Here is a 19,023-nt window from a genome sequence, read left to right on the forward strand (position 1 = left end):
CACGCTTACGCGTGACGGTTTTCTTCATATAAGATCCCTTTTTCTGAGAGAGCTTGTTTGATTTTGGCTAAATCTTCCAAAGAATCATATGCAATCGTATGCAAGTGGATGCCATCCGTTAACTCAGAGAGGAAGGCCGCTTGATTTTTTTGTGCCTGATTCAAAAAACGATCGACATCCTTTTGAGTCGTCAAATGCAACCCACCGATTAGTTCACCGTACAAGGGATGTTCTACGATCACATCGATCACTTCTCCGCCTTGATCAATAATCGTGCGTAGCTCCGTTTCCGCCTGTGAGCGCTCATGTTGGACCGCGATCTTACTGATTAATTTTTCTGTTTCTCTTTCTAATAAATAACCTCGTGCCGTCGCGATGATATTTTCACCGGAAGCCCGTAGCAAAGCGACGTCCCCAACGACGATCTGCCGGCTAACGCCAAATTTTTTAGCAAAGCTAGTAGCGCTGATAGGTTTATCTGCTTGCTGCAAGGCGGCTAAAATTTGGGCTTTACGTTGCTCGCCTTCAATCATCCGTCTTCAACCGCCCTTCTTGATACGTTCGTGATTGTTTCATAATGTCTTTAAACGTTTCAACGATCGCTTCGCGGTACGTTTCATCCTTCACCGCATCTGCTATCTTTGCTAAGACCATTTCTTCCCGGCTCGGATCTAAAACCACTTTATTCGTTTGTGCTTTATAATCAGAAATTTCACTAACTGCTGCCATGCGTTTTTCCAACAAAGCCACGAGCTTTTGATCGATCTGATCAATTTTTTCTCGTGCTTGCAAGAGTGCGTCTTGTTCCGATTCTTCTTCGATCGTTTTGATGATCTGCGCCGGATTTCCCCCAACAACGACATTATCAGGAAATGACTTTGTCACCACCGCTCCGGCGGCAACGACGACATTATTTCCTAGCGTCACACCTGGGACAATCACTGCTGAGCCACCGATCCAAACATTGTCCCCGATTGTAATCGGCTTGCCTAGCTCTAAGCCACTATTGCGTTTGGCCGGTTCGATCGGATGACTGGCTGTATATAATTGGACGTTCGGTCCAAACATACAGTTGTCCCCAATTGTGATAGGACAAATATCTAGAAAAACATTGTGGAAGTTACAATAAAAATTTTCCCCTACAAAAATATTGTAGCCATAATCAAAGGAAATCGAAGGTTCGATGTAGACATGCTTTTTCGTTCCTCCAAAGGCTGCTTTGACAAAGACCTCCCGCTTGTCTTTATCTGCCTCTTGATTGATTGTTCGTAATTTTACGCGGGCATCTCTACGGTCTGCCGATAATTCTGGATCGCCAGCAAAATATAATTTTCCCGCGATCATTTTTTCTTTTTCAGTTAACTCCACGCACATTCCTCCTCATTTGTATGAAGCGTTGCTCTTCTATCTAAGTGAACCGCTACAATTTTTCAAACACCGCGACCCCATTTGTCTGGATAAAATCATAAGAACCCGCTAATTGGATCGGTGTTTGATTAATCACCAATACGTTTGCATCACTACTTTTTTCATAAATTAAATCACAAAACGGGTGGACTTGAAAGCTTGTCCCGACGATGACTACAAGTTCAGCTTTTTCCACCCCATAAATTGCTTGTTGGATCACCGACTCTTCAAAGCCTTCGCCATACAAAACGATATTTGGCCGAATTTGTCCACCACACTCTTTATGGTGATCACTTTGCAAATACTCTTGCCACGCAACTGGCTGTTGGCAATTGCGGCAATAGCAGTCATACAGCGAACCATGAAAGTTCACTAAGTGCTGGCTTCCAGCTGCTGCGTGCAGCCCATCAATATTTTGAGAAACGATCCAGACTTCCTTTTCCGCTTCCAATTTCACCATCATCTGATGGATCACATTTGGTTTCGCCTCTTCATGATACAGATGTTTGACAAATTCGTAAAATTTCTGCGGCTCATTCACCAAACAATCGTTACTCAATAAATATTCTGGCGCTTCAAGTCCTTGATAAACACCTTGTAACGAGCGATAATCCGGCACTCCAGACGGCGTCGAAACGCCCGCACCTGTCAAAAATGTAATCTTTTGCGCTGCTTGAATCATTTGTATCCCTTGATCAATCGTGATCTCCATTTCTGTCACCTCAAGACTAAGTATAGTATAAAAGCGGGGTAAAATAAAAAAACTCTTCTAATTTATTTACTTGATAAAAATGGTTTTATTCAATTCTTTTTGTCCAATCCGACAAAAAAGTGGTGATCATTAAAAAATACACCCGTTTTTTTGTTCATTTCAAATGATTTCCATTGACTTTTTCATTTCTACCCTTTAGACTGTGAAACATAATAACTGAATACGAGATGCCTCAGTACAATGAGGTAGAGGTCGCGAACCTTATTAACCCTATGGAGTGTAGAGACACGATGAAATAGGACTAGGAAGTTTCGCCGAAATGTACAAAATTCTCTAAGTTTTGTATGTTGGGACGCAAGCAAATAACTTGCGGACTGTCTTAGCAGTGATGCTAAGTTGCGCTATGTTTTTGTGAGAGGGAACACCATCTTCTTATTATCTGCAAGCGGCCTTATATACAAATCGGCGGCTTTTTTTGTTGCAGTTTTTCAAAGACACCCTTGCCCAATCTCGTGATTTCAAGAAAGGGAGAAAGTTATGAATAGAAGAAAATTTTCAGTTATCGCCTTTATCGCATTATTTATTTCATTTTTTGGAGCACCGCTACTCACTCACGCGGATGCTAAAACACCTGAAGGAGAATTACGGGTCGGCATGGAAGCCGGCTATGCCCCTTTCAACTGGACCCAAAAAGACAACCGCAATGGTGCGGTGCAAATCCAAGGAGACCAAGCCTATGCTGGCGGTTATGATGTTCAGATGGCCAAAAAAATCGCGGATAAAATGAACCGCAAATTAGTCGTTGTTAAAACCGAATGGGACGGATTGTTGCCTGCTTTGCAATCCGGTAAAATCGATGCCATCATTGCGGGGATGTCCCCCACAGCTGAACGTCGGAAAGAAGTCGACTTCTCCGATCCTTATTACGAATCACAGCTTGTTATCGTTACTCGTAAAGACACGAAATATGCTAAAGCAACCTCTATTAAAGATTTTTCTGGTGCAAAGATCACCGCCCAATTGAGTACTTTCCACTACGACGTGATCCCGCAAATCCCTGGTGTTAAAAAACAAGAAGCCATGGATAATTTCCCAGCAATGCGAGTCGCTTTAGAATCCGGAACCATCGACGGCTACGTCAGTGAACGACCTGAAGGCGTTACTGCTGAAAGCGTCAATCCTGATTTAAAAATGATAGAATTCGACAAAGCCAATGGGTTCCAAACCAACCCTGAAGATGTGCAAGTTTCCGTGGGAATGCGTAAAGGTGATCCTGATATGGCACAAGTCAATCAAACCTTAGCAGGTATCTCGCAAGATGAGCGAGTACAAATTATGGACAAAGCAATTAAGGACCAACCCGCGTCAGACGAAACCACTAGCAGCTCAGGTAAAAAAGAAAATGTATTTATTCGCATCTTAAAACAAAATGGTTCAATGTTCTTACGAGGAACTGGTGTAACCTTGTTATTAGCTATCGTCGGAACAACAGTGGGAACTTTGATTGGTTTACTCGTCGGAGTCTTCCGTACCTTACCTGAATCAGACAATGGTGCAAAACGCGGCCTACAAAAAGTGTTTGGCTGGTTGTTAAATGCCTACATCGAAATTTTCCGCGGTACGCCAATGATCGTTCAATCTGCGGTAATCTATTATGGGATCGCGATGGCCTTCGGAATTGATTTGAATCGAACAGCCGCAGCACTCTTTATTGTTTCGATTAATACCGGAGCTTATATGTCTGAAATCGTTCGTGGTGGGATTTTCGCCGTTGACCAAGGTCAATTCGAAGCCGCTCATGCAATTGGAATGACTCATGGGCAAACAATGCGCAAGGTCGTCTTGCCTCAAGTCTTGCGTAATATTTTGCCAGCGACTGGGAATGAATTAGTCATCAATATCAAAGATACCTCTGTATTAAGTATCATTTCTGTTTCTGAATTGTTCTTCCAAGGGAAATCCGCAGCCGGAACGAACTATATGTTCTTCCAAACCTACTTCATTATTTGTGTGATTTACTTTGTCTTAACTTTCACCGCAACGCGGATCTTACGCTTAGTTGAGAAAAAAATGGACGGCCCATCCGCTTATGTTCGTTTAGATGACGTTGATGTAGCCATTGGCGAAGACAAATAAAATGAACCGTACCTTCACAAACAGGAACTCTGAAAACCAGAGATGGGTGAAGGATGCCGGTGTTACTATACGGCATGAAGAAAAATTAATTCTTTACTACGAATAAGGAGGATCATTATGAGTAATATCATTGCAATCGAGCATTTGAAAAAAAGTTTCGGCGACAATCTCGTCTTAAAAGATATCAGCATGAATGTCAACAAAGGAGAAGTTGTGACCATTATCGGCGCCTCTGGTTCTGGTAAATCAACTTTTCTCCGCTGCATCAATTTATTAGAAACGCCAACCGATGGTAAAATTTTGTATCAAGGTGAGAATGTTTTGACACCGGGATATAATTTACCAAAATACCGTACCCACTTAGGAATGGTGTTTCAATCCTTCAATTTGTTCAACAATATGAATGTTTTGCAAAACTGTATGAGCGGCCAAGTAACCGTCTTGGGACGTAAAGAAGAGGAAGCGAAAAAAGTCGCGTTGGAGAACTTGGAAAAAGTTGGAATGGCTCGCTTCGTTGATGCGAAACCGGCACAGCTTTCCGGCGGACAAAAACAACGGGTCGCAATCGCCCGGGCGTTATCCATGGATCCCGAAGTTATGCTATTTGACGAACCCACCTCCGCCCTCGATCCAGAAATGGTCGGTGATGTGTTGCAGATCATGAAAAAATTAGCCGAAAGCGGCTTAACGATGGTGATTGTCACTCATGAGATGGCTTTTGCCAAAGAAGTATCCGATCGCGTGATTTTCATGGATCAAGGCGTGATCGCTGAACAAGGCACACCTGAAGATATCTTTGTTCATCCAAAAGAAGTTCGAACCAAAGAATTCCTGCACCGTGTCTTACATCCTGAACCGTAAATACCTAAAAAAGGCTCTGACAGAAAAGCAATTACTGCTTCTGTCAGAGCCTTTTTACTATGCTTTCTTTCGATGAAAGATTTTTTCATAGTATTTATTCGCCGTACGATAGGAACTCACCCAAATACCTGAAACTAAAAAGCGGCCAAATATTCCGATTGGCGGAAAAATAAAGACGCCCGCCATCACCGCAAAATTAATAACCATTGATACTCTGCTGCGACGATCTCTTCGCAATACTTTTGCAACATGACTATTCGGATCATTCGCCTTGATTAATTGATCAGACAATATGCTATAAGAAAAACTCCACATCGTATAAATAATGACATAGGACATTTCAGGCCAAAATTCCCCAGGATTGCGACCAACCCAACTTGTCACAGCCGGACATAAGGTTAGCCAAAATAACCAAAAAATATTTGCCCAAATCACTCGATAATTGATTTTTTCTGCCATCTGCATCATTCGATGATGGTTCACCCAAATAACCGCAACAAAAATAAAACTAACAACATACGCAAATAAAATATTCGTAATAGCTTTCAAAGAAGCCAGTATTGGCGCATCTGGTATTTGAATATTCAACACCAAGACGGTTAAAACAATCGCTACCACACCATCTGTAAATGCTTCTAAACGGGATTTTGTCATTTTTTCACCTTCTTTCTTAGAATAGCATGAAATTATTTTTAACTATATAAAATTACTCACTTTTTGTCTGTTAATAACTGACAGTTCTATGTAAATAAAGTACAATTATAAAAAGTATTATGGTTAAAAAAATTCATATTAATAAAGTAAATTAATAAAAGGAGGAAAACAGATGTTATATGAGGAACTTATGTTGGATTCGTCGCTCCTCTTACGTTTTACTATTTTCAAATATTTAAACCAATCTACGAAACAAATCTTATCGATCAGTCAATTATCAGAAGATTTAGAACTAAATTATCAACAAAGCGTGATTGAGCTAAACGAAATTGATCAAGAATTGGCGGAGATCAGTCCGAATCATGAGACAATCATGATGCGTGCAGGTAAGGTTAACTTGGAGAATCTCACTGCGACAATAGACATTTACCGCTACCATCTATTGAAGCAAGCCGTTCCGTTCCAATTCATTTTATACTTCATGAATGAAGAAAATCCAACAATCGATAAATTTTGTGAAAAATATTTTGTTAGCCGCTCGACTGTTTCTCGCAAAATCGATAAATTAAAAAAACATTTGAAGCGTTTCAATATCCGTTTTACATATACAGAAGCTGGCATGTCTGGTGATGAACGTTTGATTCGTCTCGCGTTGTTTGATCTTTTATGGTTGGGAACGCGGGGAATTGAATGTCCGCTCGTTGTGGATCAACAACAACTTGAGCAGGTCATGAATACTTATAAAGATTATTACCCACTCGCTCGGACTTATTTTGGTACGCAAGAAATTAAATTATTTAGTTGTATCAATTTGATCCGCATCAAAAATAAAAAGTTCGTTAAATACGATCCTCGTTATAACTTCTTAATGAAGGACAATCCTTATTATGATTTTACTTCATTACGAGATCTGATTGAAGAACCCTTAACAACTCGTCAAATCAAAGGGGAATCTAGTTTCATTTATTTCCTTGCTCACTATTCCCCATTTTACACGATTCGAGACGATCCAAGTATGAAACAAGCCATCCATGATTTTGATGCACGGCCAAATCCGGTCAATGATTTTGTGATGGAGTTTCGATTGTTCGCTAAAAAAACACTATTTCCTGATCGCCCTGAAATAATGGATGATCCGCTCGTTGTATCAAACCTTTTGAACATCACATTTGGCTACTTTATTTTCCGTCAGCCTTTCCCAAGTATCATTGAGTTAGTGATGGATCCAAACGAAAAGCAAACACGCGGCGAATACATCCTGTTCCAAAATATCCAAAACTTTATGCAGATGGCCAAAGACAATCCTTCTTACAGCTTCATTAGCTCTGTTCATCCGATGCTAACCAGAGGATTCAAACGACTGCTGCTGCCGTACTTCAATCAATTCCCTTATGCGAAAAATTTGAGTGTCGGTATTGCTTTGGAGCATAATGCGATCTTTGTTTGCGATCTGTATCGCTTTTTAGAAGATCTACGCTTTATCAATGCGGAGCCGTACGATGTTTCACTGAAGGATGATTATGATTTAATCATTAGTTCTTCTTCATTATTGAAAAAGGAAAAACCACATATTCCATTGTATCAACTTGATTTTCCTTATACAAAAAATGGATTGGTTCCATTATATATCGAATTACGTAGAATCTACGACAAGAAAAATCGCGTCTACGAATAAAAAAATGAACCGACCGACAAGCGTTTTTACTTGCTCTTGTTGGTCGGTTTTTTCTAAAATAAAATAACGGATGTGCTTCAAAATACCTTTAACTCTATGAATCAAAAACTAATCTAATAGTACTTATTGACTTTATTTTTCTTAAAGTTAACGGATTCGCTAGTCTTTCATCACATTTTTTTCATAACTAGTTGCTACTATATAGGCATACCAACAAACAACCCTAACACTTTTTCATTTTTTAACTCCTTTGCTCATCGGCCACCCACCGATGAGCTCTTTTTTTGTTTGCAACTATTTTAAAACAACCTAATTCAGATAAAGTGTCGTTACTTTTTCTTAACTTATTCTCTTATTTATTCTCAATCCTCGTTCACAATTTATTCACAACTAGTTGCTATTATATAAGCATACCAACAAACAACCCTAACACTTTTTCATTTTTTAACTCCTTTGCTCATCGGCCACCCACCGATGAGCTCCTTTTTTTATTTGTGAAAAGGAACCCCTGAACGTGAATAAACGGTGTCTTCCATTCATTGTAGACGGATCGTTCCTCCTTTTTTCTTAAAAATTTTATCCCTTTAATTTTTAAAAGCCGCGAATCGTTGGATGACGATTCGCGGCTTTATTTTTAATTCCTAGCTGTTCAGTACAAAAAACTAGGCACTCGCATGGAGTGCCTAACGATAAGCTTATTTTTTATGTGTTTCAAACAATGGGCTAACGGGTTTATTTTCATGGATACGTTTGATGGCATCCCCCATTAATTCACCAACGCTGATTTCATCGATTTTGTCGATTTTGCGTTCATCTGATAAGTAGATTGAATCCGTCACGACTAAATGCTCGATCGCTGAATCTTGAATCCGTTGCATTGCTGGACCAGATAAAACGGGATGAGTACATGAAGCGTAGACTTTTTTCGCACCAGCTTCTTTTAATGCATTGGCAGCTAACGTGATAGTCCCTGCTGTATCGATCATATCATCAATGATCACACAAGTTTTTCCATCTACTTTCCCAATGATGTTCATCACTTCGGCAACATTCGCTTTTGGACGACGTTTGTCGATGATTGCAATTGGGGCTTTTAAGAATTCAGCCAATTTACGCGCGCGTGTTACACCACCGTGGTCTGGTGAGACAACAACAACATCATCGCCGCAAATTTCTTTTTCTAAGAAATAATCTGCAATCAATGGCGCACCCATCAAATGATCAACTGGGATATCAAAGAAGCCTTGGATTTGTGAAGCATGTAAATCTAACGTTAATAAACGTGTTGCTCCTGCTTTTTCAATCATGTTGGCAACTAGTTTTGCAGTAATTGGTTCCCGTGCGCGTGCTTTACGGTCTTGGCGTGCATAACCGTAATAAGGCATTACGACGTTGATTGTTTTTGCACTCGCGCGTTTCAAGGCATCGATCATAATCAAAAGTTCCATTAAATTATCATTTACCGGACTACTTGTTGACTGAACGACATAGACATGACAGCCACGAATACTTTCTTCAATATTTACTTGAATTTCGCCATCGCTAAATTGAGTGACCGAACTTTTTCCTAGCTCTACACCAACTTCTTCAGCAATTTTTTCAGCTAAGGGACGATTTGAGTTCAAAGCAAAAATTTTCAATCTTGGATCAAAATAATGTTTCGACATGGGGACCTCCACTTTCTTTTTAAGCATACGCTACCGATTATATACCATTTCAAATAAAATACTAGTCATTTCCATTTAAGAAATCAAGAGATTTCCCTTAAAAAGGCAAGTGACTGGCATATCCAGCTTTGTTTACTTGACGCGCCCGAGCAATGGCCATGTCACCTTCTTTGATATCTTCTGTAATGGTTGAACCTGCCGCTGTGACACTATTGTTTGCGATAGTGACTGGGGCAATAATATTTGTTCCTGATCCGATGAAGACATGATCCCCCACCGTTGTATGATGTTTATTTTTCCCGTCATAATTGACAAAAACCACGCCGCAACCGACATTGATATCTTTGCCTAGTGTAGCGTCACCGACATAGGTTAAATGTCCGACCTTCGTATTTTCTCCGATAGTCGCTTTTTTGATTTCAACATAGTTACCGATATGCGCACGTTCACCGATATCCGCTTGTGGCCGTAGATGGGCATGTGGACCCACATCCGCATTTTTGCGAACGATCGCTTCTTCTAAGACAGAAGATTTGATCTCAACGTTGTCTTCAATGATACTGTCTACGATCTTTGAATGCGCACCAATCACACAGTCAGAGCCAATTACTGTCTTGCCTTGCAACTGTACACCGGGTTCAATGATCGTATCTGAACCAATCTCAATGCCGGCATCAATGTAGGTTGTCGCTGGATCGATGAAGGTAACCCCATTGACCATATGCTGCCGATTGATGCGGCGACGCATGATTGCATTCGCGTTCGCTAAAGCGATGCGATCATTCACACCTAACGATTCTTCAAAATCTTCTGTTTGATACGCTGCGACTGTTTGACCATCATTTTTTAAGATTTCTACGATATCCGTTAAATAATATTCCCCTTGGGCATTATTCGTGCCGATTTTTTCAAGCGCTGCGAATAATTCTTCATTGTCAAAGCAATAAGTACCTGTGTTGATTTCTTGTGTCCGAGCTTCTTCTAGTGTTGCATCTTTTTGTTCCACAATCTTTTCAACGATGCCAACATGATCCCGTAAAATCCGGCCATAACCTGTTGGATCTTCTGCATGAGCAGTCAAGATCGTGGCACTAGCCTTCTTGCCTTGATGATAATCAAATAAATTGTTCAACGTTTGGGTTGTAAGTAGGGGAGTATCCCCGCTGATGACTAGCGTGGTCCCTTTTTTGCCTTTTAAAAATTCAGCCGCTTGCATGACAGCATGTCCCGTTCCTAGTTGCTCGGCTTGTAGCGCATAGTCACTGCGCTCGCCTAATTGTTCTTTAACCATTTCCGCCCCATGGCCGACAATCGTTACGATCTCTGTAGGTTGCGTCTCAACCACTCGTTCAATAATATGCTCCACCATCGGTTTGCCTGCAACAGGATGCAAGACCTTGTATAATTTTGATTTCATGCGAGTTCCTTTACCCGCAGCTAAAATAATCGCGTAACGATTTTCCAAAAGAAGTCACTCCTATTTCGATTTAATGGATTTATTTTTCTAAGAGAAAAATAAATTTGATTCTCAACACGTATATCATTTTACTAATCATGCTAAAGCATGAAGTAAAACTGAAATCCTTATGTTCCTATTAGTGAAATAATTTTTTTCAAAAATCATCTCTGATTTTCATGCCGTATACCCTTCTCCTAATGGGCTAAAGCCCAAAGTAGAACTGGCATCCTATTTCAATTTAATGGATTTATTTTTCTAAAAGAAAAATAAGTTTGATTTCTCAACACGTATCCCCTTCTACTAATGGGCTAAAACCCAAAGTAGAACTGACACCCTATTTCGTTTTAATGTCTTTCTTTTTCTAAGAGAAAAAGAAGTTCGATTCTTAACACGTATACCATTTTACTAGCTGAACGAAAAAAAGGCTAGCTCATTAGACTCCCTATTAAAAAAGTAGAGAGAGTCCGAAAAAACTAGCTTTGAATTTATTTATCGAAGCAATTACCTGGTACAACTGTAATCGTCTTAGTGCTGGTATCAACATCTTGCACAAACAACAGTGAATTATAGTCATCGATCGCTCGTTCGCCTTTGAATTTCGATTCCGCAAAGACCGTGATCCCCACAAGCTCCGCTTCAAATTCTTCGATCAAGCTCTTCATCCCATTGACAGTGCCGCCGCCTTTCATGAAGTCATCCACGATCAAAACTTTTGAACCACGTTTTAGACTTCGCTTCGAAAGCTCCATTTTTTCGATTCGTTCAGACGAGCCAGAAACATAGTTGACACTGACCGTTGAACCTTCCGTGATTTTTGAATCCCGTCGAACGATGACAAACGGCGCATTCAAATAGTAGGATACCGCTTGGGCAATTGGCACACCCTTTGTCGCTACCGTCATCACCGCGTCCACTTTTTTATCTAAATATTGTGCAGCGATGATCCGGCCGACTTTTCTTAATAAATCTGGTTGTCCTAACATATCGGATAAATACACATAGCCGCCTGGCAGCAAGCGATCTTCCTCTGATAAACGTTCAGCTAAGGATTCAATGTATTCCCGCGCGTCTTCATCGGTAATACTCGGTGTAAAGACGACGCCTCCCGCAGCTCCAGGAATCGTTTCTAAAAAGCCGGTTCCTCGCTCTTTGAAGGTTTTCTTAACAATGGCTAAATCTTCACTGATTGAAGACTTGGCAGAACCGTAGCGGGCCGCAAAAAAAGTCAATGGGATCAAGTCATGTGGATGATCCAATAAATATTGTGTCATGTCGATTAAACGTTCACTTCGACGCACTTTCACATAATTCACTCCTAAGTATTTATTTTATTCATTAAAAAAATTTTGATTCTCAACGAATCTTATCGTTGTGCTCACAAAACTTATGATAAGCAAATAGCACTCTATTCTGATTTATCGTTTCTCATTATAAGGGTTTAACGAATAAAATTCGAGTATTTTCTCGTTTCAAAGTAAAAAAGTTCGGAATTTATTAATTATTACACAAAAAAAGAGGAAAAGCTTTCGCTTTCCTCTATTTTTGCAGCTGCCTACGCTGAATTAAAAACCTTAATTGTCGAATACCATTCACTAGTAAAAATAAAATGATAAAGCCTAAAGTGATCGTCGCTCCTGGCGGCGTATCCAAATAATAAGACCCTGTCAGGCCACCAATCATACCGATAAAGCCGACCAAAACACTGATCAAGATCACGAGATTAAAGCTTTTCCCTGCGCGCATGCCGATCGCCGCCGGCAGTACCATAATCGCTGAGATCAGCAAAGCACCCGCAATCGGGATCATGATCGCAATAGCGACACCAGTAACCACATTAAAGATCATGGACATCATCCGAACAGGCAACCCATCGACTGCCGCGATATCTTCATCAAAAGTTAGGACATACATGGGGCGTTTAAACAATAAGAATAAAACCCCCACAAGGACAAATAAAACCCCTAGAAAAACAACCTGTTGCCAAGTAATCGTTACGATCGAACCAAACAAATACGATTGGATGCTGACGGCCGAACTACCTGGTGCTAAACTCATCAAGACTAGTGCCACCGCTAATCCAGCCGCCATCAAAATCGCAATCGAAATTTCTGAATAGGAGCTGTACATATTTTGTAAATACTCCATAATGATCGCTGCAATTACAACGACGAATAACGTTGTAGCGGTTGGATTTAAGTTTAAGAAAAAGCCTAGCGCCACACCTGCTAGTGACACATGAGACAAAGTATCCGCCATCAACGATTGCCGCCGAATAACAAGAAAGACGCCTAGCATAGGTGCGATTCCAGCAATGAAGATCGCCGCTAAGAACGCTCGTCTCATGAACTCATATGAAAGCAACGCCATTTTGAATTCTCCTTTCGCACCAATCGAATGTGACGGTCAATATATTTTTTTGTATCATCATGATCATGCGTGATCATCAAGATACTCTTCCCATGAGCATGGGCGCTATGCTGCAATAAGCCATAAAAGTCATTCCGGGATTTTTCATCCATGCCCGTTGTCGGTTCATCTAAAATAAACAAGTCTGGATCTTTGGCAAATAACCGCGCCAAACTGATCCGTTGTTTTTGACCGCCAGATAATTCTCCAACTTTTTTATGCCGCATATTCCACATATCTACCGATTCCAATGCTCGCTTCGCATGTTCGTGATCGCGGTCAGATAATTTTTTAAACCATTTCCCTTGAGGGTAACGTCCCGATTCTACCAATTCCAAAACGGTACTGGGAAATCCAGCATTAAATGACGCCACTTGTTGTGGAATATAGCCGATACTTAGTTTTTTTCCTTGGGTATTCTTTTTAGCAATCGTGATTTTCCCACTGCTAGGTTTTAATAAGCCTAATGTCGCTTTGATCAATGTCGATTTTGCGGCACCATTTTCCCCTGTCAAAATGACGAACTCTCCTGGATCTACGTGGTAAGACACGCTTTCTAATACTGGTTCATTGTCATAATAAAATGAGAGGCCTTCCACCTCGATATACGACATTTTCGTCTCTCCTTTAATGAATACTTTCTTTTAGCGCCGTCAAATTCTCACGCATCACTGAAAGATAATTTTCCCCGTTCTTGATCTGCTTGTCTGTCAGACTTTCTAAGGGATTCAACACGTCTAATTTTACGCCTGTTTCCTTGGATAACGTTTCTGCGACTTTCGATGAGGCATTCTCTTCAAAATAAATCACTTTAACTTGATGGTCTTCCACATAATGCTTCAACTCGCTCAAACGGCTGGGTGAAGGCTCTTGGTCCGGTGAAATTCCGGCGATCGCCTCTTGAGTCAAGCCATATTGCTTCGCCAAATAACCAAACGCTGCGTGCTGGGTCACAAATGTTTTCTCTTTCGCATCCTTAAAAGCTGTTTGATACTCTTGATCTACTGCCTTCAACTCGTCGATATAGCTTTCCGCATTTTTTTCAAAAGTCGCTTTGTCCTCTGGATACTTCTTGCTTAACTGATCACGAATCGTCTCCACTTCTTTAATAGCTAAGACAGGATCTAGCCAAACATGGGGATCTAACTCATGGTCATGTCCATGTTCTTCATGTTCTTCTCCATCGTGGTCGTGGGCTTCTTCATGAGCATGCTCGGCACCTTCCATTAAAGGAATATTTTTCGACGCTTGAATAATCTCCGTCTTTTTCGTGTCGATTGTATCCGTCAAATTATCTGTCCACGTTTCCAGCTCAGGACTGTTGTAAACAAACACATCCGAATCCGAGATCTTCGCCAAATCTTTGGCGGAAGGTTCGAAATCATGAGGCTCAGTTCCAGCTGGGATCAATAAGTCAACATGCCCTTTATTTCCTACCACTTGTTTCGTAAATTCATACATGGGATAAAAAGTAGTCATCACCTGAATCTTATCATTAGAGGATGCTTCTTTTTTTTCTTGCGTACCGCAAGCAGTCAATAGCATCGATAATAGCACAGTTCCCACTATTAGTAGTCCTTTTTGTTTTTTCATCTATTAATACACCTTCTTCTCTTTTTAAGACAAGGATTAATTTAGCAGATGTTTTTCTATCCGTCAACTCAAAGCGTAAAATTTACGATTTAAGTTCAATAAAGTTTGTTAAACCGTAAAACAGATGACTTCCGATTCATATGAAAGCTTCTACCTGCATCTGCTTTCATATGGTTGTTTTGTTATTTTAAGCTAAGGATAGTCACCTTTCCCCAAGCATTTAGATACCCGGCAATCAAAAAAAATAGACCCTCCAGGATCTACTTTAACGTACGCACTAGATAGACTTCATCACAAAAGCCCTTCAGTGCATTAAAAACATGCTTCGCGCGCGAATATTTGTGACAGAGGGCGTAGACGGTCGGTCCGCTGCCGCTCATCATCGCTGCATCTGCTCCGTATTTCAACATTCGATCTTTTAATTGTTGAATGACAGGATGCTTTTTGATCGTGACTACTTCCATCGAGTTTCCCAGGTTCTCTGTCAACTTTTGATAGTCACCAGCTTCGATCGCCTCCACTAAGGCAGAGATATTTGGATGATAAAGCTCATCCATCACAATTTTTGAAAAAATCGTGCGGGTGGAGACACTCATACGAGGTTTTACAACGACTACCCAGCATTGTGGCATCGGAGCAAGCGGCGTTACCTTTTCACCGAACCCCTCGACTAATGATGTCTGACCATAAACACAGTAAGGAACATCCGAACCAACTTCAGCACCTAGACTAGCCAATTCTTCAATCGATAAACCGAGATTCCACAAGCGGTTAACCGCCCGCAATGCTGCGGCAGAATCTGTTGAGCCTCCACCAAGTCCTGCTGCTACTGGTATTTCTTTATGAATTTTGACCCGTAGGCCCTTTTTTATGCCAAAGCGCTGCTTAACTAAATCCAACGCCTCATAGACATGATTTTTTTTATCCGTGGGCAAAAAAGCTTTATTCGTCTCAATAATGATCGTATCTTCCGGAATTTCTTCCAGGTGTAAGCGATCAGCCAAGTCAATACTGGCCATCACCATTGATAACTCATGCAGCCCATCTGGTCTTTTACCTAAAATATCAAGACCTAGATTGATTTTTGCTGGGGCTTTTTCCGTAACTTCCATTTTCTCACCCGTTCAAATTTTTCACTAGACGATTCTATCATAGCCTATAAAAAATGTATAGATACTTCATTCTAGCATAGGGCTTACAAAATAGTTGAAAATTTCACTTTCAGGTCTTACCCTTATAATAGAGGAAGGTATCCGTGATGAATGCGGTTACTGTTTAAGTTAAAAATAGGAATCAAGGAGGAATGCTTTATGAATCTACTACCGAAAAATGAGTGGTTGGATGGAGAAGATTTAGTGGGACGCCTCATGAGCAGCTTTTGGGACGATCGGAAAATGAGTGTTGATATTCGCGATCTCGATGATCACTACGAAGTCAAAGCAGACTTGCCCGGTTTTGAAAAATCAGAGATTTCTGTTCGGTACAACAATGACCTTCTTTCGATTGATGCCGAACACACCAGTGAACATGAAGTCAAAGATGATGGCCGTTTTGTGCGCAGAGAACGTTCTAGCAGTGCTTTTCACCGGCAATTTGTTGTTAAAAGTATTAACGAAGAGAAGATCAGCGCTACATTTAAAAATGGCGTACTCACCTTAAAGCTACCGAAGACCGATTATGAAGAAAAAAAAGGCAAAGCAATCTCAATTGATTAACTGCTACCCAATAAATAAAGGAGCTGGAAAATTTTCCCGGCTCCTTTTATACTTCAATCATTTCTTCTGAGATAGTCGCACCCTTATTCTTTCCACGGCCGATCAATAATAAGAGTTGTAAGGCAGAGAATAGGAAGCTGCTATCTTTCATATAAGCAAAATACCTTGGCCGCCATTGATCCACGTAGATCGTTTTTTCCTCCGTAACTTGTTGAAAGGCATAGATTGAATGACCATATTTATAAATCAAGTTCATAATGCGCTCTCCGAAAAAGGCAAAGGAAGTCTCGCCCACTTTGGCTAACGGTGCCATTCCCTGATAAATCTTCTGATAGCCTTGCTTCTTCAATTCATCCATTAAATGCAATTTTAAAAATGTCGGCAATTCATCCGGTACATCGTTCCGAAAACGCAGTAAATCAAAAGAGGCCAGTTCTTTATTGATTGGTTGCTCCGTAATAAAGCCGACAATCTGATTTTGCGGATCACGAGCGATCCCAACATTACTAGTTTCAATATACGCGCGATCAAAACGCCCCACAGAGAAGTATTTTTCCTTCTCGCCATTCAGCCATTCATCCGAAATTTCTTCCAATTCCTCAAAAACTTCTTCAGGCAGTTGTTCAAAATAAATGAATTGATAACCTTCATTTGCTAACCGTTTAAATTCAAAACGATCCGAAAAGACTTCGAGTTTGTGTTGTGTGAAATCCGTAACGCCTGTTTCCCCAATTTTGTCAAAATGAAAACCTAGATCATGTAACAGTAAAACATATTCTTCTGAAATTTTATAAAAGGCTAACTGATACCCACGCTGATCGGCATACTCCATAAATGCCAATGTTGCTTTTTGCCATTTTTCAGGATTTCCCACTGGATCACCGACAATAAAACATTTATTTGCCTTCGTTTGGAAACCAAAAACGATTTGGTCATTGCCATTTTCTTGATAATAGAAATACCGATAGCCCGCGACCCTTAAATAATGACTGGCCGCAGTCCCGCCATAACGATTGGTTAGATAGTTGAACCGCTTCTCATCCCAAACCGTCCCAATTTTCTCCTCACTTTGCGTCAAATATTGGTATAAGATCGCTAAACACAAAATAGATAAAATTAAGCCCAGTAATCCAGAGAACCAAATCTCTTCCGAGGGAAAAGCAAAATATTTCGTTGCCAGTCGTTCCGTACTCCAAATTTGTCCGCTGTGATAACCCGCCACCGCATAGAAAATGAATAGCAAGCCGAACAAAACCCCATCAAAAAGCAAGGCACCCCAAGAGTAGACAAACCGTTGACGATAAAATTCTCCGCGAGACATCCACACGATTAACAAAATCACCAAGTAAACAACGATTAAACGAATCGAAGCGGTCCGAGCCACCGTATTAACGATCCCAAAAATTAATAATACGATCGTTGGCCAAAACGCCCGTTTAACCTTTTGAGAGATACCACGAGCAAAACCTAGTAGCAAGAATCCTACCAATAAATTCAACGTCTGATCCAAAAAATCAAAGGAGAACGGCAGCAACACTTGAAACAAGCGGCTGATATTGGATAAATTCGTTAAGGTTGACAATAAAATCATCATGATCCCGGCAAAATAAACGGCACTGACCATTATTACATGAGCAATTTTTTGGGAAAGCAGACGTGGCAGATTATCAAAATAGCGGTTCATTTTGACACTTGTATTCGTCAAAAAGATTGCGATACCAGTTACAAATGGCACAAGGTAATAGAAAATTCGATAGAATAAAATCCAAACCACGGCCGTACTTTGACTAAGACCTAAATGCCCCAACCCTAAGATCATCATCACATCAAAGGTCCCAGCGCCCCCTGGAACCATCGTTAGCATTCCTAAGCCAGTGGCAATCACAAACATCGGATAAACCTCAGCCACATTCACCTTCGCTCCCATTAAGTAGCCAACTGCTAAAAAGACCGTTAGAGCCCCCAGCCATTGACCCAACGAGGCGGCATACAATTCTAAAATTTGTTTTAGCTGAAACTCTTTAAAGATTGTCCTTCGCCGACCATAAACAAAAACGAAAAGAATCGGCGCAAACGCACCTCCTACTAACAGCCAAAAACGATAACGAACAAATGGACTTTGAGTTTGAATAAAAAATAAATCCAATGCTGTAAAAAACGCAATAATCGAAAGACCTGCCAACATAAACAGGGCGATCTTAGAAATCACTGCCAGTACTTTTTTTCTTTCCATCCCTTTGCCGTAAAAACTTGAACGCAGACTCACGCCAACCACACCACCAAAGCCGGCTAAATTATTGATCGTATTCGTCGTCCACGCAGACACCAGCCATTCTCTGCGATTCATCCGTGGACGTCCCGCTGCTTCTAGTGTCGTGATCGCCACGTGATCGTATAAAAGCATGGGGAGGACGCCACCAAGGCCAATCCCGAGCATACTTAGTAATGCGATTTGATCCTGTTGTTTGATTGTTTGCCAAACCGTTTGCCAGCTCATTCCGTGGGCAATATTTTTCACCTGATTAGCGACGAAAAATAAGACAACCCCGAAAAAAATAATTTTAAGCAATGTGGCATAGCGTTTGAACCAGCGACTAATCGTCGTCATCCTTCTTCTCCCATTCTTCCTTTTCTTGTTACTCTATTCTAAATGAATTCTTGTTTTGAAGCTATTCTTTTAAATGAATGATTCCAATCAAATAGGATTAGTTATTTTTAATCTACTATTTTTAGTTGTT

The 19,023-nt window shown here is 40.6% G+C and carries 16 protein-coding genes and 1 riboswitch; of the genes, 4 read left to right on the plus strand and 12 right to left on the minus strand.

Translation table 11 applies throughout. From position 1 onward, the window contains the following. Positions 1 to 5: 5 nt before the first annotated feature. The 3 genes from FFM67_RS02810 to FFM67_RS02820 are packed head-to-tail and all read right to left on the minus strand — an operon-like array spanning position 6 to position 2,119. A complete protein-coding gene (locus tag FFM67_RS02810; RefSeq protein WP_137613119.1) occupies positions 6 to 533 on the minus strand; it encodes a transcription repressor NadR in 528 nt (175 codons plus the stop codon). After that, the gene (locus FFM67_RS02815) at positions 526 to 1,368 is read right to left on the minus strand and encodes a chorismate mutase (protein ID WP_137613120.1); all 843 of its coding nucleotides are present in this window, start codon (positions 1,366 to 1,368) and stop codon (positions 526 to 528) included. Before FFM67_RS02815 ends, FFM67_RS02810 begins: the two co-directional genes overlap by 8 nt. Before the next feature lie 52 nt (positions 1,369 to 1,420). Next, entirely contained in the window at positions 1,421 to 2,119 is a 699-nt protein-coding gene (locus tag FFM67_RS02820; protein WP_137613121.1) for an NAD-dependent protein deacylase, read from the minus strand. A 238-nt stretch (positions 2,120 to 2,357) separates the two neighbouring features. Next, positions 2,358 to 2,531, plus strand: a riboswitch (Lysine riboswitch). A 125-nt stretch (positions 2,532 to 2,656) separates the two neighbouring features. On the opposite strand from FFM67_RS02820, the gene FFM67_RS02825 reads away from it, so the two are divergent. Next, a complete protein-coding gene (locus tag FFM67_RS02825; protein WP_137613122.1) occupies positions 2,657 to 4,255 on the plus strand; it encodes an ABC transporter permease subunit in 1,599 nt (532 codons plus the stop codon). Positions 4,256 to 4,372: 117 nt separating this feature from the next. Continuing rightward, positions 4,373 to 5,116 (plus strand): amino acid ABC transporter ATP-binding protein, encoded by a 744-nt coding sequence (locus FFM67_RS02830; RefSeq protein ID WP_137613123.1) that lies wholly within the window; start codon positions 4,373 to 4,375, stop codon positions 5,114 to 5,116. 57 nt (positions 5,117 to 5,173) lie between these two features. On the opposite strand, the gene FFM67_RS02835 is transcribed toward FFM67_RS02830, so the two are convergent. Next, positions 5,174 to 5,770, minus strand: a complete 597-nt coding sequence (locus tag FFM67_RS02835) for a TMEM175 family protein (protein ID WP_137613124.1) — start codon at positions 5,768 to 5,770, stop codon at positions 5,174 to 5,176. Between the two features lie 172 nt (positions 5,771 to 5,942). Here FFM67_RS02835 and FFM67_RS02840 point away from each other — a divergent pair, with 172 nt between their 5' ends. Then, a complete protein-coding gene (locus tag FFM67_RS02840) occupies positions 5,943 to 7,445 on the plus strand; it encodes a helix-turn-helix domain-containing protein (RefSeq protein ID WP_137613125.1) in 1,503 nt (500 codons plus the stop codon). A 695-nt stretch (positions 7,446 to 8,140) separates the two neighbouring features. On the opposite strand, the gene FFM67_RS02845 is transcribed toward FFM67_RS02840, so the two are convergent. The 7 genes from FFM67_RS02845 to ispE form a co-directional block, all read right to left on the minus strand. Then, positions 8,141 to 9,112 carry a ribose-phosphate diphosphokinase gene (locus tag FFM67_RS02845; RefSeq protein ID WP_071858651.1) on the minus strand — a complete coding sequence of 324 codons (972 nt, stop codon included), beginning with the start codon at positions 9,110 to 9,112 and terminating at the stop codon, positions 8,141 to 8,143. 97 nt (positions 9,113 to 9,209) lie between these two features. Beyond that, a complete protein-coding gene (gene glmU / locus FFM67_RS02850) occupies positions 9,210 to 10,577 on the minus strand; it encodes a bifunctional UDP-N-acetylglucosamine diphosphorylase/glucosamine-1-phosphate N-acetyltransferase GlmU (protein ID WP_137613126.1) in 1,368 nt (455 codons plus the stop codon). 479 nt (positions 10,578 to 11,056) lie between these two features. After that, a complete protein-coding gene (gene purR / locus FFM67_RS02855; protein WP_071861755.1) occupies positions 11,057 to 11,875 on the minus strand; it encodes a pur operon repressor in 819 nt (272 codons plus the stop codon). 232 nt (positions 11,876 to 12,107) lie between these two features. Further along, the gene (locus tag FFM67_RS02860; protein ID WP_137613127.1) at positions 12,108 to 12,938 is read right to left on the minus strand and encodes a metal ABC transporter permease; all 831 of its coding nucleotides are present in this window, start codon (positions 12,936 to 12,938) and stop codon (positions 12,108 to 12,110) included. Beyond that, a complete protein-coding gene (locus FFM67_RS02865) occupies positions 12,911 to 13,591 on the minus strand; it encodes a metal ABC transporter ATP-binding protein (protein WP_137613128.1) in 681 nt (226 codons plus the stop codon). The genes FFM67_RS02860 and FFM67_RS02865 overlap by 28 nt, the downstream gene beginning before the upstream one ends. 13 nt (positions 13,592 to 13,604) lie before the next feature. Then, positions 13,605 to 14,570 (minus strand): metal ABC transporter substrate-binding protein, encoded by a 966-nt coding sequence (locus FFM67_RS02870; protein ID WP_137613129.1) that lies wholly within the window; start codon positions 14,568 to 14,570, stop codon positions 13,605 to 13,607. Between the two features lie 260 nt (positions 14,571 to 14,830). After that, positions 14,831 to 15,682 carry a 4-(cytidine 5'-diphospho)-2-C-methyl-D-erythritol kinase gene (ispE, locus tag FFM67_RS02875; protein ID WP_137613130.1) on the minus strand — a complete coding sequence of 284 codons (852 nt, stop codon included), beginning with the start codon at positions 15,680 to 15,682 and terminating at the stop codon, positions 14,831 to 14,833. Positions 15,683 to 15,880: 198 nt separating this feature from the next. On the opposite strand from ispE, the gene FFM67_RS02880 reads away from it, so the two are divergent. Beyond that, positions 15,881 to 16,285, plus strand: a complete 405-nt coding sequence (locus FFM67_RS02880) for an Hsp20/alpha crystallin family protein (protein WP_137613131.1) — start codon at positions 15,881 to 15,883, stop codon at positions 16,283 to 16,285. 46 nt (positions 16,286 to 16,331) lie between these two features. Here the strand turns inward: FFM67_RS02880 and mprF are convergent, their stop codons facing one another. Continuing rightward, the gene (gene mprF, locus FFM67_RS02885) at positions 16,332 to 18,893 is read right to left on the minus strand and encodes a bifunctional lysylphosphatidylglycerol flippase/synthetase MprF (protein ID WP_137613132.1); all 2,562 of its coding nucleotides are present in this window, start codon (positions 18,891 to 18,893) and stop codon (positions 16,332 to 16,334) included. Positions 18,894 to 19,023: the final 130 nt, after the last annotated feature.

Origin of the sequence: Enterococcus viikkiensis, from assembly GCF_005405345.1 — a bacterium.
GTDB classification, from domain to species: Bacteria; Bacillota; Bacilli; order Lactobacillales; family Enterococcaceae; genus Enterococcus_A; species Enterococcus_A viikkiensis.

Excerpts from the sequence above, each read along its gene's own strand:
- FFM67_RS02810 (WP_137613119.1), bottom strand. The coding sequence starts at position 533 with ATGATTGAAGGCGAGCAACGTAAAGCCCAAATTTTAGCCGCCTTGCAG.
- FFM67_RS02820 (WP_137613121.1), bottom strand. The coding sequence starts at position 2,119 with ATGGAGATCACGATTGATCAAGGGATACAAATGATTCAAGCAGCGCAA.
- FFM67_RS02825 (WP_137613122.1), top strand. The coding sequence starts at position 2,657 with ATGAATAGAAGAAAATTTTCAGTTATCGCCTTTATCGCATTATTTATT.
- FFM67_RS02830 (WP_137613123.1), top strand. The coding sequence starts at position 4,373 with ATGAGTAATATCATTGCAATCGAGCATTTGAAAAAAAGTTTCGGCGAC.
- FFM67_RS02835 (WP_137613124.1), bottom strand. The coding sequence starts at position 5,770 with ATGACAAAATCCCGTTTAGAAGCATTTACAGATGGTGTGGTAGCGATT.
- FFM67_RS02840 (WP_137613125.1), top strand. The coding sequence starts at position 5,943 with ATGTTATATGAGGAACTTATGTTGGATTCGTCGCTCCTCTTACGTTTT.
- FFM67_RS02845 (WP_071858651.1), bottom strand. The coding sequence starts at position 9,112 with ATGTCGAAACATTATTTTGATCCAAGATTGAAAATTTTTGCTTTGAAC.
- FFM67_RS02860 (WP_137613127.1), bottom strand. The coding sequence starts at position 12,938 with ATGGCGTTGCTTTCATATGAGTTCATGAGACGAGCGTTCTTAGCGGCG.
- FFM67_RS02865 (WP_137613128.1), bottom strand. The coding sequence starts at position 13,591 with ATGTCGTATATCGAGGTGGAAGGCCTCTCATTTTATTATGACAATGAA.
- FFM67_RS02870 (WP_137613129.1), bottom strand. The coding sequence starts at position 14,570 with ATGAAAAAACAAAAAGGACTACTAATAGTGGGAACTGTGCTATTATCG.
- ispE (WP_137613130.1), bottom strand. The coding sequence starts at position 15,682 with ATGGAAGTTACGGAAAAAGCCCCAGCAAAAATCAATCTAGGTCTTGAT.
- FFM67_RS02880 (WP_137613131.1), top strand. The coding sequence starts at position 15,881 with ATGAATCTACTACCGAAAAATGAGTGGTTGGATGGAGAAGATTTAGTG.
- mprF (WP_137613132.1), bottom strand. The coding sequence starts at position 18,893 with ATGACGACGATTAGTCGCTGGTTCAAACGCTATGCCACATTGCTTAAA.